The 14,726-nt window shown below is 63.0% G+C and carries 9 protein-coding genes; 5 read left to right on the top strand and 4 right to left on the bottom strand.

Annotated elements, in window-relative coordinates:
* The 4 genes from LNV08_RS00940 to LNV08_RS00925 form a co-directional block, all read right to left on the bottom strand.
* Complete coding sequence (locus tag LNV08_RS00940) at window positions 1–705, bottom strand: substrate-binding periplasmic protein (RefSeq protein WP_263531779.1); 705 nt, start codon at window positions 703–705, stop codon at window positions 1–3.
* A 120-nt stretch (window positions 706–825) separates the two neighbouring features.
* Window positions 826–1,314, bottom strand: coding sequence for an HIT family protein (locus LNV08_RS00935; protein WP_263531778.1), 489 nt, complete (start codon window positions 1,312–1,314; stop codon window positions 826–828).
* 14 nt (window positions 1,315–1,328) lie between these two features.
* Window positions 1,329–5,468 carry a response regulator gene (locus tag LNV08_RS00930; protein WP_263531777.1) on the bottom strand — a complete coding sequence of 1,380 codons (4,140 nt, stop codon included), beginning with the start codon at window positions 5,466–5,468 and terminating at the stop codon, window positions 1,329–1,331.
* 103 nt (window positions 5,469–5,571) lie between these two features.
* The gene (locus LNV08_RS00925) at window positions 5,572–9,498 is read right to left on the bottom strand and encodes an FAD/FMN-binding oxidoreductase (RefSeq protein WP_263531776.1); all 3,927 of its coding nucleotides are present in this window, start codon (window positions 9,496–9,498) and stop codon (window positions 5,572–5,574) included.
* Window positions 9,499–9,807: 309 nt separating this feature from the next.
* On the opposite strand from LNV08_RS00925, the gene ugpB reads away from it, so the two are divergent.
* The 5 genes from ugpB to ugpQ are packed head-to-tail and all read left to right on the top strand — an operon-like array spanning window position 9,808 to window position 14,722.
* The gene (gene ugpB / locus LNV08_RS00920; RefSeq protein ID WP_263532280.1) at window positions 9,808–11,124 is read left to right on the top strand and encodes a sn-glycerol-3-phosphate ABC transporter substrate-binding protein UgpB; all 1,317 of its coding nucleotides are present in this window, start codon (window positions 9,808–9,810) and stop codon (window positions 11,122–11,124) included.
* A gap of 26 nt (window positions 11,125–11,150) precedes the next feature.
* On the top strand, window positions 11,151–12,032 hold the full coding sequence (gene ugpA, locus LNV08_RS00915; RefSeq protein WP_263532279.1) for a sn-glycerol-3-phosphate ABC transporter permease UgpA: 882 nt from the start codon (window positions 11,151–11,153) through the stop codon (window positions 12,030–12,032).
* A complete protein-coding gene (gene ugpE, locus LNV08_RS00910) occupies window positions 12,032–12,883 on the top strand; it encodes a sn-glycerol-3-phosphate ABC transporter permease UgpE (protein ID WP_263531775.1) in 852 nt (283 codons plus the stop codon). Before ugpA ends, ugpE begins: the two co-directional genes overlap by 1 nt.
* Window positions 12,884–12,899: 16 nt before the next feature.
* Window positions 12,900–13,985, top strand: a complete 1,086-nt coding sequence (locus tag LNV08_RS00905; protein WP_263531774.1) for a sn-glycerol-3-phosphate import ATP-binding protein UgpC — start codon at window positions 12,900–12,902, stop codon at window positions 13,983–13,985.
* Complete coding sequence (ugpQ, locus tag LNV08_RS00900) at window positions 13,982–14,722, top strand: glycerophosphodiester phosphodiesterase (protein WP_263531773.1); 741 nt, start codon at window positions 13,982–13,984, stop codon at window positions 14,720–14,722. The genes LNV08_RS00905 and ugpQ overlap by 4 nt, the downstream gene beginning before the upstream one ends.
* The last annotated feature ends 4 nt before the right edge of the window (window positions 14,723–14,726 follow it).

The raw sequence follows: 14,726 nt of genomic DNA, 5'->3' as shown, positions 1-14,726 counted from the left end.
TCAATCAAAGTAGCGCCGACGCAGCGCCGCGTAGCGGCCGTCGAGCTTGATCCGGTCCAAGGCGCTTTGCAGCCCGTGCTTGATCGTGGGCTCGATTTCTGGGTGCAGGCCATACCAGTACGAGAGATCGGTGTCCATGGCGGCCAGCTCGGTCAGACTAGCAAAAGGCAGCTGGTGCTGCTTCAAATTCCAGGCCGCGGCCCAGTCCAACATCACGAGCAGGTCCATGCGGCCCGCCAGGAGCTTGCGCAGATTGCTTGCATCATCCTGCGCCCATTCGATCTCAGCTTCGGGCGTCAAGCCCATGGCCAGCAAGCGCTTGGCCGCAGCGGATTCGCGCACCACGCCGATCTTCAAGCCTTGTAACTGCTGCAGGCCGGTGAAGTGAATGTCGGTGCGCCGCGCCAGGCGATAGATCACGATGCGCCGCTCACTGATCGGGCCCACCCACTGAAACAAGGCTTCACGCTCGGGCAAACGTGCCAGCGAGAACAGCACCGAATGCTTGGACTCGGCGGCGGAGCGCATCGCCCGTATCCAGGGCTGAACTTGAACATCCAGGCCCAAACCGGCCTCGCCCGCCATCATGCGCAGCAAGTCCACACTGAAACCAGCCGGCCCGCTGGCGCCTGAAAAATTCAAGGGCGGCAAGTTTTCGGTGAAAGCCTGCAAGAAGAAAGGCTGGGCCGGCTGAGCATGAGCCATTGGCACGGACGCCAAACCGAGGGCCAGCACTGAGCCTCGCACCAGTTCACGTCGCCTCATCGGGTCTCCCGCATCTTCGATACAAACCCAGTGTAGAGCGGCCACAGCGGCCAATACACTTCAATGCCTCTGCAAGGCCGCAGCCACCTGCGCGTCCAGATCCGGCAAGGCCAGCGCCAACCGCGTCCATGCCGGCTCATTCAACTCCCGCAGCGCCGCGCCCCAGACCGGATTGGGGAAATGGCTGTCCCAGTCGAAACGCGCAATCACATGCCAGTGCAGATGCGGCACCACATTGCCCAGCGTGGCCAGATTGACCTTGGTCGGGCTCAAGGCACTGCGCAAGACCCGCTCAATCGTCGTGACCGCCTGCATACAGGCCTGCGCCTGGGCCTCGTCCAGATCGCTGAACTCCGCCACATGGCTTTGCCAGATCAAGCGGTAAAAAGCCGGAAAGTTCTCATCGGCTACCCGCACGACCCGCCACAGCGGCGTCTGCGCAACGAGCAGCCCACCCGGCTCCTGGCACAAAGGGCAGGTGGTGGGGCAAGTGGTGGGGCAAGCGGTGGGGCTAACGGTAAAGGTTGGGGTTGGGGCTGGGGAATTCATGGCGAGCCTGCAATTCAAGATGGCCGCACTGTAATCGCAGCCGCTTCGGCACCTGCTCCTGTTGGCACCTCAGCCGCCCAATCACTGATCAGCTGCGCCATCAGGATCAGGTCTTGGGTGCCGGCGTGCAAATACCGGGCAAAGCCAGCCAGCCACTGTGCATCGGGTGCCTGCGAGCGCTTGCACATCGCCTCACCCTCGGCGCACCAGGTGACCAGGCCGGTGGCGCCCAAGGTCGCGGCCAAGCCTCTGAAGCTGTGCAGCGCTCTTTCCGCCTCGGCAAAGCTGGCGCGCGCCAGATAGGCGTCCAGTTGCACCGGCAAGTCCTGCGCCGAGGCACAAAAGCTGCTGACCATGCGCTGGTACAGCGCCGTCTTGCCCATGAATCTGTCAATCGTCAGCTGGGCTTCAATCCCCAGCTCCAGCGCCCTGGCCTGCAAATGCGCGGGCAAGGGCAAAGACGCAAAGTGCCGCCCGGCGCCAACTTGAGCCGCCTTGGCAGCGGCACTGCGGCCGCTGACGCGCAGCAAGACTTGCACCAATTCGGCTAACTCGAAAGGTTTGCTGACAAAGTCCGTCATGCCGGCAGCCAAGCATTCCTCACGGTCCGAGGCCATCGCATTGGCCGTCATCGCCACCACCGGCAGCGCAGTCAAACCCAAGCCCTGCGGCCCGCCGGCGCGAATCAGGCGGGTGGCCGTGAAGCCGTCCATCACCGGCATTTGCACATCCATCAGCACGACATCAAAGGCGGCCGGCTCGGCGCGCAGCAGGTCCAGCGCCACCTGCCCATCACCGACCAAGCGGACCGTGGCCCCTGCCTGCTCCAACAGGGTTTGTGCAACTTCCTGGTTGAGCTCGTTGTCCTCGACCAGCAGCAGTCGCAAGCCCGCCAACACCAGCTGCTTAGCCGCAGCCGAGCGCGCCTGGCGCCGCACATTGCCCTGCCCGGCGCGGGTGCGTTTGAGCATATCGTGCAACATCGCCGCCGTGATGGGCTTGACCAAGATGCCGTTCAGGCTGGCCTGCTCCTCCTTGCTGCGCTCGGCCAGGCGCTCGCGGCCATGCGCAGTCACCATCACGGTGATTGGCGAGTTAGGCCCCATCAGCTCGCGCATACGGGCCATCGTTTCCCAGCCATCCATGCCGGGCATTTCCCAGTCCATGAAGACCGCGTCAAAGGGCTGGCGCTCGGCCTGCTTGCGCGCCTGCATCAGCTGCAAGGCCTCTTGCCCATCGGCCGCCGCCTCGGCCAGCCAACCCAAGGATTGCGCCATATGCTGCACCAGCTCGCGAGCGATCGCGCTGTCGTCCACCACCAGCACGCTCAAATGCTCGGCCAGACTATCGCCAGCTTGAGCAGAGTCGTCGGTCTCCACGGCCAGCGCATCGCCGACCGGCAGGGTCAGGCTGAAATGAAAGGTACTGCCCTCACCCAGCACGCTATCCAGCGCCAGCTCGCCGCCCATCATAGCGACCAGGCGCTGCGAGATGTTGAGGCCCAGACCGGTGCCGCCAAAGCGCCTGGTGGTCGAGACCTCGGCCTGCGAGAAGCCTTCGAAGATTTTTTTCTGATTCTCCGGCGCGATGCCAATGCCACTGTCACGCACCGCAAAGCGCAAGACCACGTCCGAGCCGCTGTAGCGCAGCAACTCGATGCGTATCACCACCTCACCCTGCGCGGTGAACTTGATCGCATTGCCGCTCAGATTGATCAAGACCTGCTGCAAACGCAGGGCGTCGCCAATTAAGACTGGCGGCACTTCCGCGGCGATGTCGAACATGACCTCGACCGGCTTCTTGCCCACATTGGTGGACACGATGGTCGACAGATCGCGCATCAGTTGGTCCAGCGCAAAAGGCTGCGGGTCCAGCGTCATCTTGCCGGCATCCATCTTGGAGAAATCCAGGATGTCGTTGATCAAGCCCAGCAAGGACTTGGCAGCGCCGGCGGCCTTGACCGTGTAATCGCGTTGGCGCTGATTCAGATCGGTGCCTTGCAAGAGCTTGAGCATGCCCAGGACCGCGTTCATCGGTGTGCGGATCTCATGGCTCATATTGGCCAGAAACTGACCCTTGGCGGCCGTCGCCGCTTCGACTTGGGCGTAAGCCTGGGCGTTGTCGAGCGCGATCGCGCCGTAGCCGCAGAGTGCACGCATGATGAAGACCTCGCGCTCGCCATAGGCTCGCGCGCGAGGCGACTGCACCGACATCACGCCCAGCAAACGCTCGCCGATCAGCATCGGAAAGTACATCAGGCTGATGGTTTCCATGGTGCCGGGGATCACAAACGAGCCCTCATCCTGCGGCGCCAACTCGATCTGCAGTTCGCGCCGCTCGCGCGCGCAAAGCGCAAACGATGAGTTGGGGTCCGCCAGCGGCATGCTCATGCCGGGCACGACCAGATCGCCCTCACGCGCGAACACCATATTCAAACGGGCGGCCTCTTCATCAAACAAACAGATGCCGAAAAATGTCGCATCCATCATCCGGTGGACGTGGCGGTGCAGCGCAGCGAACACCGCTTCTGAGTTCAAGCTGGCGGTGATCTCACGGCCAACCTGACCCAAGGTCTCCAGCGTGTCGCTGGTGGCCTGCAGAAGCTCGGCCCGGCGCGCCTCGGTCTGCGCGACGAGTCGGTGGTGCTCGGCCGCCGCAAGCGCACGCGCCGTGTCCTGACGAACCTGCATGGCAATGGCGCGGTTGTTGCCGTCCTTGCTGCGGGCCGTGTCGCGGGCCTGTGCCGCCGCCCGCGCGCTCAGATAGGCCCGCGCAAAATCGCCGGCCTCGGCCTGCGCCTGGGCCAACTCGTCGAACAACTCGCTCGGCGCCAAGAATCCTTCGATACCGGCCGCCGCATCTTGCGCCTGTTGCAAATAGTGCAGCGGCGCGCTGGCGGCCTGCAAATCGAGCGGCACGGGCAGACTGTGCTGACGGTGCAAGCCGGCCAGCACCCGCAAGATCTTCACCTGCTCCTCGATATTCCCCTGCTGTATGACCTCGGCCAAGGCGCCCTCGGCCTTGGCCAGGGCCTCCACAGGCCGACCCAACTTGGCCAAGGCGCTCGCCTGGCCGCGGTAACTGCGCAACACGGCAATGGGCTCACCGAGCTTGAGCGAAGCCTGCTCGGCCTGGCCAAAGCGCAGCAAGGCCTCGTCCGGCTGATCCAGGTCCAGCAAGACCTCGCTCAAGCCCTGCAAGACCATCACATAGGTATTCGATGCACCTAAATCGCCAATCGCGGCCAAGGCCTCAAGCTGGCACTGTCTGGCGTCCTGCAAGCGCCCCAACAGGCGCAAGACCGAGCCGGTCTGGGTCAAGGCCATCGCCAGCATCACCGGCCAGCCGCAGCCGCGCGCCAAGGCCAGGCCGCGCTCATCCCATTCCAGCGCCGCATCCAAGTCCCCCAGGCTGGCGAAAGAGTCGGCGCCATTGCAGGCCGACAGAATCGCAAACCTCAGTTGCCCGGTTTCCTCGGCCGCCTTGAAGGCCAGCAAAAATTGCACGATGGAAGGGCCGAGCTCACCGGTATAGCCGGCCACCACGGCCCGTACGCTGGCCAACATCGGCGTGACCACCGGCCCCTGATCCTCGGCGGGATCAAAATGCTGCTGCAGACTCAGCCCGGTCGCCTTGGCATCGCGAAAAGCCTGAAACAGCAGGCTGCGGGCGAGCGAAAACTTGATGCGGATCGGGTCGCCGCTGCGCCGGTAATCCGCCTGGCATTGCAGCAAGCAAGCATCGCGTTGGACAGGGTCGCCCGCATCACTGCGGATCGTGACCAGCGCGTTCCTGGCATCGCCGCTGCCCAGGCTGTCGCCGCAACTCTCGTACACGGCGATTGCAGCCAGCACCTTGGGCTCGGCCAACGCCGACTTGCCACGCAAGATATCGATCTCCGCCTGCACCAGGGTCAAACGGGTATGAATCCCTTGATGGTCGAGCAAGGTCAACTCGACGACTTCCAGCAAGGCCTGCGCCTCGCCGGCCCAACTCAGCGCGTTTTCGCTATCGCTTTGGCGCTGATACCAGGCCAGTTGCAGCAAAACAAGCAAGCGGTCCAGGCCCAGTGAAATCGGCAATGCCTGCAGCAAAGACGACACGACGTCCTTGCCAGCGAAGAGCTCAAGCTTAGGGGGGCCGAATTGCTTCACGCGAATGAAACTTCCAAAGACTCAGAATTAACACCCATTCGACCACAGGCCGCCCCCCCAGGGCGTGAGAACTGCACGCTTTTGTGAAGGCTTTACCGGCCCTTTACACCAGCACTCGCTCGATGCCGCCGCTGTTCGCCTTGGCCACATACTCGGGCATCCAATCCTCGCCGAGGATCTGCCGGGCCATTTCGACCACGATGTAGTCGGCCTCCAGCAAGCCGTTGTTGAGGTCATTGCCGTAGCGGCTCAGGCCTTGCAAGCAGCTCGGGCAGCTGGTCAGGATTTTGAGGTTCTCGGCCGCAGCGACCTTGCCGCTGCCGCGCAGCTCGGCCTCCATCTTGAGCAGCTCTTCTTCCTTGCGGAAGCGGATCTGCGTCGAAACATCTGGCCGGGTGACGCCCAGCGTGCCGCTCTCGCCGCAGCAGCGCTTGCTCTCGACCACATTCGGGCCGACCAGCGCATTGACGGTCAACATCGGCGCCTGCAGCTTCATCGGCGTGTGGCAGGGGTCGTGATAGAGATAGCTCTTGTCACTGCCCAGCGTGATGCCTTTTTCCAGCAGGTATTCGTGGATGTCGATGATGCGGCAGCCGGGGAAGATGTCCTCGAACTTATAGCCTTGCAACTGGTCATAACAGGTGCCGCAGGACACCACCACCGTCTTGATATCCAGGTAGTTCAGCGTGTTGGCAACACGGTGGAACAAGACCCGGTTGTCGGTGATCATCTTCTCGGCCTTGTCGAACTGGCCCGAGCCGCGCTGCGGATAACCGCAGCACAAATAACCCGGCGGCAAGACCGTCTGCACGCCGGCATGCCAGAGCATCGCCTGTGTCGCCAAGCCGACCTGGCTGAACAACTTCTCCGAGCCGCAGCCGGGGAAATAGAACACCGCTTCGGTTTCTGAGGTCGTGGCCGCTGGATTGCGGATGATGGGGACGTAGTCCTTGTCCTCAATGTCCAGCAGCGCACGCGCGGTCTTCTTGGGCAGACCGCCGGGCAGCTTCTTGTTGATGAAGTGAATCACCTGCTCCTTGATCGGCGCGGGTCCGACCGTGGCGCGCGGTGCTGCCGTCTGCTTTTTGGCGAAGGTCTTCAACACATCGTGAGCCAGGCGCTGCGCCTTGAAGCCGACGCCGACCATCGCCGCACGGGCGAGCTTGATGGTCTCCGGGTTCGACGCATTGAGCATGAACATCGCCGCCGCGTTGCCGGGCCGCCAGGTCTTTTGCCCCATCTTGCGCAAGAGATTGCGCATATTCATCGTCACTTCGCCGAAGTCGATCTTGACCGGGCAAGGGTTCAGGCATTTGTGGCAGACCGTGCAATGGTCGGCCACATCCTCGAACTCCTGCCAATGCTTGATCGAGATGCCGCGCCGCGTTTGTTCCTCATACAAAAAGGCCTCGACCAGCAAGGACGTCGCGAGGATCTTGTTGCGCGGCGAATAGAGCAGATTGGCACGCGGCACATGGGTGGCGCAGACCGGCTTGCATTTGCCGCAGCGCAGGCAATCTTTGATCGACTCGCTGATCGCGCCGATATCGCTTTGCTGCATGATCAGCGACTCATGGCCCATCAGACCAAAGCTGGGCGTGTAGGCGTTGGTCAAGTCCGCCGGGCTCGCACCGCCACGCAGCAGCTTGCCCTTGTTGAAGCGCCCTTCGGGGTCGACCTTGGCCTTGTAGCCTGCGAAACCCGCCAACTCCGAGTCCAGCATGAACTCCAGCTTGGTGATGCCGATGCCATGCTCGCCCGAAATCACGCCGTCCAGGCCACGCGCCAGCACCATGATGCGGCCGACGGCTTCATGCGCCGTCTGCAGCATCTCGTAGTTATCCGAGTTGACGGGAATGTTGGTGTGCACATTGCCATCGCCGGCATGCATATGCAGCGCTACCCAGACGCGGCCACGCAAGACCTCCTTGTGAATGCGTTTGCACTCGTCAAGGATGGGCGCAAACGCACCACCATTGAAGATGATTTGCAGCGGCTTGAGGATTTGCGTCTTCCAGGACGCGCGCAAGCTGTGGTCTTGCAACTGATCGAAGAAGCTCAAGCCCCCAGGCTGGGCCGCGTCGAGCTGATCCATCCACAACTGCCATTGCCCGCCGACCTCGTCCAGCAGCGCCAGCGCTTGCTGAACCCGGTCACCGAGCAACTCGGCGCTAGGGATATCGCCGGCGTCGTCGCTGCGGCCCAGCGGCAAGCTGCTTTGCGTGAATAGCTTTTTCAGGCCGGCCACAAAGGCGAGCTTGTTGCGCAGGCTCAGCTCGATATTGATGCGCTCGATGCCCAGCGTGTACTCGCCCATGCGCGGCAGCGGGATCACAACATCCTCGTTCACCTTGAAGGCATTGGTGTGCTTGGAGATCGCCGCCGTGCGCTTGCGGTCGAGCCAGAACTTCTTGCGCGCATCGGGGCTGATGGCGACAAAGCCCTCGCCGTTGCGGCCGTTGGCCAGCCGCACAACTTCAGAAGTCGCACGCGCGACCGCATCGGCATCCTCGCCGACGATGTCGCCGACCAAGACCATCTTGGGCAGTCCGCCGGAGGACGCGCCGGCCAGATTGGCGCGCTTGCTCTTGGTGCTGTAGCCCACCGCCTTCAGATAGCGGTCATCCAGGTGTTCCAGGCCCGCCAGTACCGCGCCGCCGGGGCGCTTGGCTTCGGCAAACATGAAGTCCTTGATGTCGACAATCGCCGGCACGCAGTCCTTGGGATTGCCGAAGAACTCCAGACAGACGGTGCGTACATGCGCCGGCATCTTGTGCACGACCCAGCGTGCGCTGGTGATCAGGCCGTCGCAGCCTTCTTTCTGGATGCCGGGCAGGCCGGCGAGGAATTTATCGGTGACATCCTTGCCCAGGCCTTCTTTGCGGAAGGTGCTGCCGGGGATGTCGAGACGTTCGGTGCGCTCCAGCCTCAACCCCGAGGCATCGAAGTAGCGCAGCTCAAAGCTGGCCGTCTCCACATCATGGATTTTGCCCATATTGTGGTTCAGGCGCGTGACCTCCAGCCACTTGGCATCAGGTGTCACCATGCGCCAGGAGGCGAGGTTATCCAGCGCCGTGCCCCAGAGCACGGCCTTCTTGCCGCCGGCATTCATCGCCACATTGCCGCCCACGCAGCTGGCCTCGGCCGAGGTCGGGTCGACGGCGAACACAAAGCCATGCGCCTCGGCCAGGTCGGCGACGCGCTGCGTGACCACGCCGGCCTCGCTCCAGATCGTCGCCACCTCGCGGTCCATCCCCGGCAGCGTCAGCATCTCGACGCCGCGCAAGGCCTCGAGCTTTTCGGTGTTGATGACGGCGCTGTTCCAGACCAGCGGCACGGCGCCGCCGGTATAGCCGGTGCCGCCGCCACGCGGGATGATGGTCAGGCCTAACTCGATACAGCCCTTGACCAGGCTGGCCATCTCCACCTCGGTGTCCGGGGTCAGCACGACGAACGGGTACTCGACCCGCCAGTCGGTCGCGTCGGTCACATGCGAGACGCGCGAGAGGCCGTCGAACTTGATATTGTCCTTGGCCGTGGTTTTGCCAAGCAGCTTGGTCGTGCGCCGGCGCAGCTCGGCCACCGCGTCGAACTGGGCAGCAAAGCTTGCAATCGCGGCGCGCGCGGCGGTCAGCAATTCACCGACCGATTGGTCGCGCAGCGGATCGGTGCTGGGGTCGCGGCGCAGCTCGACCTCGTGCAGCCGGTGCTCCAAGGCTTCGATCAGCAGGCGGCGGCGCTTGGGGTTGTCCAGCAAGTCGTCTTGCAAATAGGGGTTGCGCTGCACCACCCAGATATCACCCAGCACCTCGTACAACATGCGGGCCGAGCGCCCGGTGCGGCGCTCCTGGCGCAGCTGGTTGAGCAGCTCCCACGCCGGGGCGCCGAGCAGGCGGATGACGATCTCGCGGTCGGAGAAGGAGGTGTAGTTGTAGGGAATCTCCCGCAGGCGGGGGGCAGCATCGTGGCCCTGCTTAACAAGGGTCAGGTCTTGAGTCGGGACAGGCATCAGCGGGAGCGGAGCATTCATGGCGGCCGGACGCACAAAAGCGCCCATGGTTGGCTGTTGAGCGGGCATCTGGACAGACCCGCGTCAACAAGGCTGAGAACTTGGCAAGAGGCGCCTGAGCTTGTGGCTGCGCATCTGCTAAAAAATCTGAGCCGAACTCGAGGGATTACCCCAGCAGCTCGGGCGCCGATCGTACCGCAGTGCAGCATTCTGGCCGGGCACGCAGGCCTAAGACCTTGGCCCGTTTTGGGGAAATCCGCCCTTGCGCCGCTCGCGGTCTGCCTGTATTTTCCCCCACAAGCCACAAACACCCGGAGACCCCAGCCCATGATGACAACCAAGCACCTCGCTGCCGCCTTGACCATGCTGCTCGCCGGCCTGACGCCGCAAGCCCAGGCACAAACCGAAATCCAGTGGTGGCATTCGATGGGCGGCGGCCTGGGCGACTGGGTCAACGATCTGGCCAAGGAATTCAACGCCAGCCAGAAAGAGGTCAAGATCGTGCCCAGCTACAAGGGCAGTTACGACGAGTCGATGACGGCCGCGATCGCCGCCTTCCGCGCCGGCAATGCGCCGCATATCCTGCAGGTCTTCGAGGTCGGCACCGCCACCATGATGGCCAGCAAGGGCGCGATCATGCCGGTCGGCGAGGTGATGAAGCTGGGTGGCGCCAAGTTTGATGCCGGCGCCTATGTGCCGGCTGTGGCCGGCTATTACACGGCACCGAGTGGCCAGATGTTGAGCATGCCCTTCAACAGCTCGACGACGGTATTCCACTTCAACAAGGACGCGCTGAAGGCCGCCGGTATCACCACCCCGCCCAGCACCTGGCCCGAGGTGGCGCTGGCCGCCGCCAAGCTCAAGGCCAGCGGCCACAAATGCCCGTTCACCACGTCGTGGGTCAGCTGGACGCAGCTGGAAAGCTTCTCGGCCTGGCATAACGTCGAATACGCCACCAAGAACAACGGCTTCGGCGGCCTGGACACGCGCTTGGCCTTCAACACGCCGCTGCATGTGCGCCATATCGAGAACCTGGCCAATATGAGCAAGCAAGGCCTCTTGGTCTACAAGGGCCGCGGCAATGCGGCGGATGCCACCTTTGTCTCGGGCGAATGCGCAATGATGACCGGTAGCTCCGGCATGTACGCCAATATCAAGAAGAACGCCAAGTTCGCCTCCGGCATCGCGCCACTGCCCTACTACCCCGACGTGCCCGGCGCGCCGCAAAACACCGTCATCGGCGGCGCCAGCCTGTGGGTGATGGCGGGCAAGAAGACGCCTGAATACAAAGGCGTGGCCGCCTTTTTCAGCTTCCTGGCCCAGCCCGAGGTGGCGGCGGCCAGCCACAAGCGCACCGGCTATTTGCCGGTCACCAAGGCAGCATTTGAGTTGACGGACAAGAGCGGCTTCTACAAAGAGAACCCCGGCACCGATGTCGCCGTCACGCAGATGATCCGCAAGACCACCGACAAGTCGCGCGGCATCCGCCTGGGCAACTTCGTGCAGGTACGCACCATCATCGACGAGGAAATGGAGCAGGTCTGGGGCGGCAAGAAGAGCGCCAAGGAAGGCTTGGACGCAGCGGTGCAGCGGGGCAACGAGCAGTTGGAGCGCTTCCAGAAGGCCAACACGGGCGCGACCAAGTAAAGCGTTAGACAAGACAAACAGTGGCTATAGAAAAACGCGTTCAGTTCAAGGCCTCCTGGCTGCCCTGGCTGCTGCTGGCGCCGCAGTTGCTGGTCATTTCGGTGTTCTTCTTCTGGCCGGCGGCGCAGGCCTTGTTGCAGTCGCTGCAGCGCCAAGACGCGTTCGGGCTGTCCACCGAATGGGTGGGGCTGGAGAATTTTCAACAGCTGTTTGCCGACCCCGGCTATCTGGCCTCGTTCAAGACCACGGCGATTTTTTCGCTGCTGGTGGCCGGCAATGGTCTGGTCTTGTCACTGCTGCTGGCGGTGATGGCAGACCGCGTGGTCAAGCGGGCCGGCGTCTACCGCACGCTGTTGATCTGGCCCTATGCGGTCGCACCGGCGATCGCCGGCGTGCTGTGGCTCTTCATGTTCGCGCCCTCGATCGGCGTGGTGTCCTACTGGTTGACGCAAATGGGCATCCCTTGGAACCATTTGCTCAACTCGGATCACGCGATGACGCTGGTGGTGATGGCAGCCGTGTGGAAGCAGATCTCCTACAACTTCCTGTTCTTCATGGCCGGCCTGCAGGCCATCCCCAAGTCCTTGATCGAAGCGGCCGCAATCGACGGCGCCGGCCCTTGGCGGCGTTTTTGGACCATCATCTTCCCGCTGCTGTCGCCGACCACCTTCTTCTTGCTGGTGATCAATATCGTCTACGCCTTCTTCGACACCTTCGGCATCATCGACGCCGCCACGCACGGCGGGCCTGGCAAAGACACGTCCATCCTGGTCTACAAGGTCTATTACGACGGTTTCAAAGCGATGGATCTGGGCGGCTCGGCCGCGCAGTCGGTGGTCTTGATGTTCATCGTGATCACGCTGACCGTGGTGCAGTTCCGTTATGTTGAGAAGAAGGTTCAATACTGATGATTGAACGTCGCCCCGTCTTGACCTTCATCTCGCACCTGGTGTTGATCCTGGGCGTGCTGATCGTCGCCTTTCCGGTCTACATCACCTTTGTCGCGTCCACGCAAACGGCCGATGCAATCGTGCAAGCGCCAATGCCCATGCTGCCGGGCAGTCATTTGATCGAGAACTACAAGACCGCGCTGTTCGGCAACTCCGCTGGTGCGGGGTCCACGGCGCCGGTCGGCCGCATGATGTGGGTCAGCCTGGTCAGTGCGCTGACGATTGCGATCGCCAAGATTGCCATCTCGCTGCTGTCGGCCTTTGCGATCGTCTACTTCCGCATCCCGGGCAAGTCATTCTTCTTCTGGAGCATCTTCGTCACCTTGATGCTGCCGGTGGAGGTGCGCATTGGCCCGACCTACCAGGTGGTGGCCGACCTGGGCCTGCTCAATAGCTACGCCGGCCTGACCGTGCCGCTGATCGCCTCGGCCACCGCGACCTTTTTGTTCCGACAGTTTTTCATGACGGTGCCGGATGAGTTGCTGGAGGCCGCCCGCATGGACGGCGCCGGGCCGCTGCGCTTTTTCAAAGACATCTTGCTGCCGCTGTCGACCACCAGCATCGCGGCGCTGTTCGTGATTCAGTTCATCTACGGCTGGAACCAATACCTGTGGCCGCTTTTGGTCACCACCGACGAGAACATGTACCCGGTCGTCATCGGCATCAAACGCATGATCAGCGGCGGCGACGCGGCCAACGACTGGAACATCATCATGGCCACCGCGATGCTGGCGATGATCCCGCCGGCCTTGGTCGTGATGCTGATGCAGAAGTGGTTCGTCAAAGGCCTGGTCGATACCGAAAAATAAGAAGAGTGAGAGACACATGGCTTCCATTTCCCTCAGAAACGTCGTCAAGCGCTACGGCCACGGCCCCAAGGCCAATCAGGTCATCCACGGCGTTAATGCCGAAATCAAGGACGGCGAGTTCGTCGTCATCGTCGGCCCGTCCGGCTGCGGCAAGTCGACCTTGCTGCGCATGGTGGCCGGCCTGGAGGAAATCTCCGGCGGCGAAATCGCGATTGGCGAGCGCGTCGTCAACAACATCGAGCCGGCCGAACGAGACATCGCGATGGTGTTCCAGAACTATGCGCTCTACCCGCATATGACGGTGTTCGAGAACATGGCTTACGGTCTGAAGATAAAAAAAGTGCCCGAGGCCGAGATCAAGGCCCGCGTCGACAAGGCCGCCAAGATTTTGGAACTGGGCGGCTTGCTGGACCGCACGCCGCGCCAGCTCTCCGGCGGCCAGCGCCAGCGCGTCGCGATGGGTCGGGCCATCGTGCGCAAGCCGCAGGTGTTCTTGTTCGATGAGCCGCTCTCCAACCTCGACGCCAAGCTGCGCGCGCACACAAGGCTGGAGATTCAAAAACTACACCGCGAACTCGGCGTGACTTCGCTCTTCGTCACCCACGACCAGGTCGAGGCGATGACGCTGGCCCAGCGCATGATCGTGATGAACGGCGGCCATATGGAGCAGATCGGCACCCCCGAAGAAGTCTATGCCCGCCCCGCCTCCACCTTTGTGGCCGGCTTCATCGGCTCGCCGCCTATGAATCTGCTCAAGGGCCAGGCGCAGGGCCTGACGTTCAAAGTCGGCGGCATCACGCTGGATCTGCCCGAGGCCGCGCCGCGCGACGGCGAGCTGATCCTGGGCTTGCGGCCCGAACATCTGGATCATTGGCAGCATGAGCAGGGCTGGCCTTTTGAGGTCGAGATGATTGAGATGCTCGGTGCCGAGCGCCTGATCTATGGCCGCTTGGGCAGCGAGTTGTTCACGCTGCGCATCGACGGCACGCAGACGCCGCCGGCCCCCGGTAGCACGCTGAAGCTGGCGCTGAGCGACAAGCATCTGCATTGGTTCGACCCGCAAACCACCCGCCGGGTGGAAGAGAAAGCAAGCCCTCAATGAACAACGCCGCCTGGCCCCTGCCCTTCTGGATCGCCCACCGAGGAGCGGGCAAGTTAGCACCCGAGAACACGCTGGCCGCCTTTCGCGCGGGCGCCCAGCACGGCTACCGGGCCTTTGAGTGCGACGGCAAGCTCTCCAGTGACGGCCTGCCCTTCTTGTTGCATGACGCCACACTTGAGCGCACAAGCAATGGCCATGGCGTCGCCGGTGAGATGGCATGGCGCGACTTGTCCCGCCTGGATGCCGGCAGCTGGCACAGCCGCGCTTTTGCCGGCGAGCCGCTGCCCAGCCTTGACGCGCTGGCCCGCTTCGTCTTGGCCAATCGCTATGCCCTCAATATCGAGATCAAGCCCACCCCGGGCCAGGAGTTGCTGACCGGCCAGATGATCGGCCGCGAGGTCTTGCGCTTATGGAGCGGCTCGGGCTGCGCGCCCCTGTTGACATCGTTCGACCCGCCGGCCTTGCAGGGCGCCCTCGAAACGGCGCCCGACCTGCCGCGTGGTTTGCTGCTCGACAGCTTGCGCGCCGGCTGGCTGAGCGAAGCGCAGGCATTGGGCTGCCGGGCCGTCATCACCAACTATCGCTTGATGGATGCCGACACCCTCGCTCAGATCCACGCCGCCGGCATGAAGGCACTGGTCTACACCGTCAACGACCTGACGACTGCGCAAACACTGATCGCAAGCGGTGTGGACGGCATCATCACCGACGCGGTGGACAAGTTTTCGCCCGCTTGAGCGC

Source organism: Paucibacter sp. TC2R-5 (genome assembly GCF_025717605.1).
In the GTDB taxonomy this organism is placed as follows: domain Bacteria; phylum Pseudomonadota; class Gammaproteobacteria; order Burkholderiales; family Burkholderiaceae_C; genus Paucibacter_A; species Paucibacter_A albus.
Note: the sequence above shows the minus strand (reverse complement) of the source record. Positions and strands in the feature narration are given on the sequence as shown.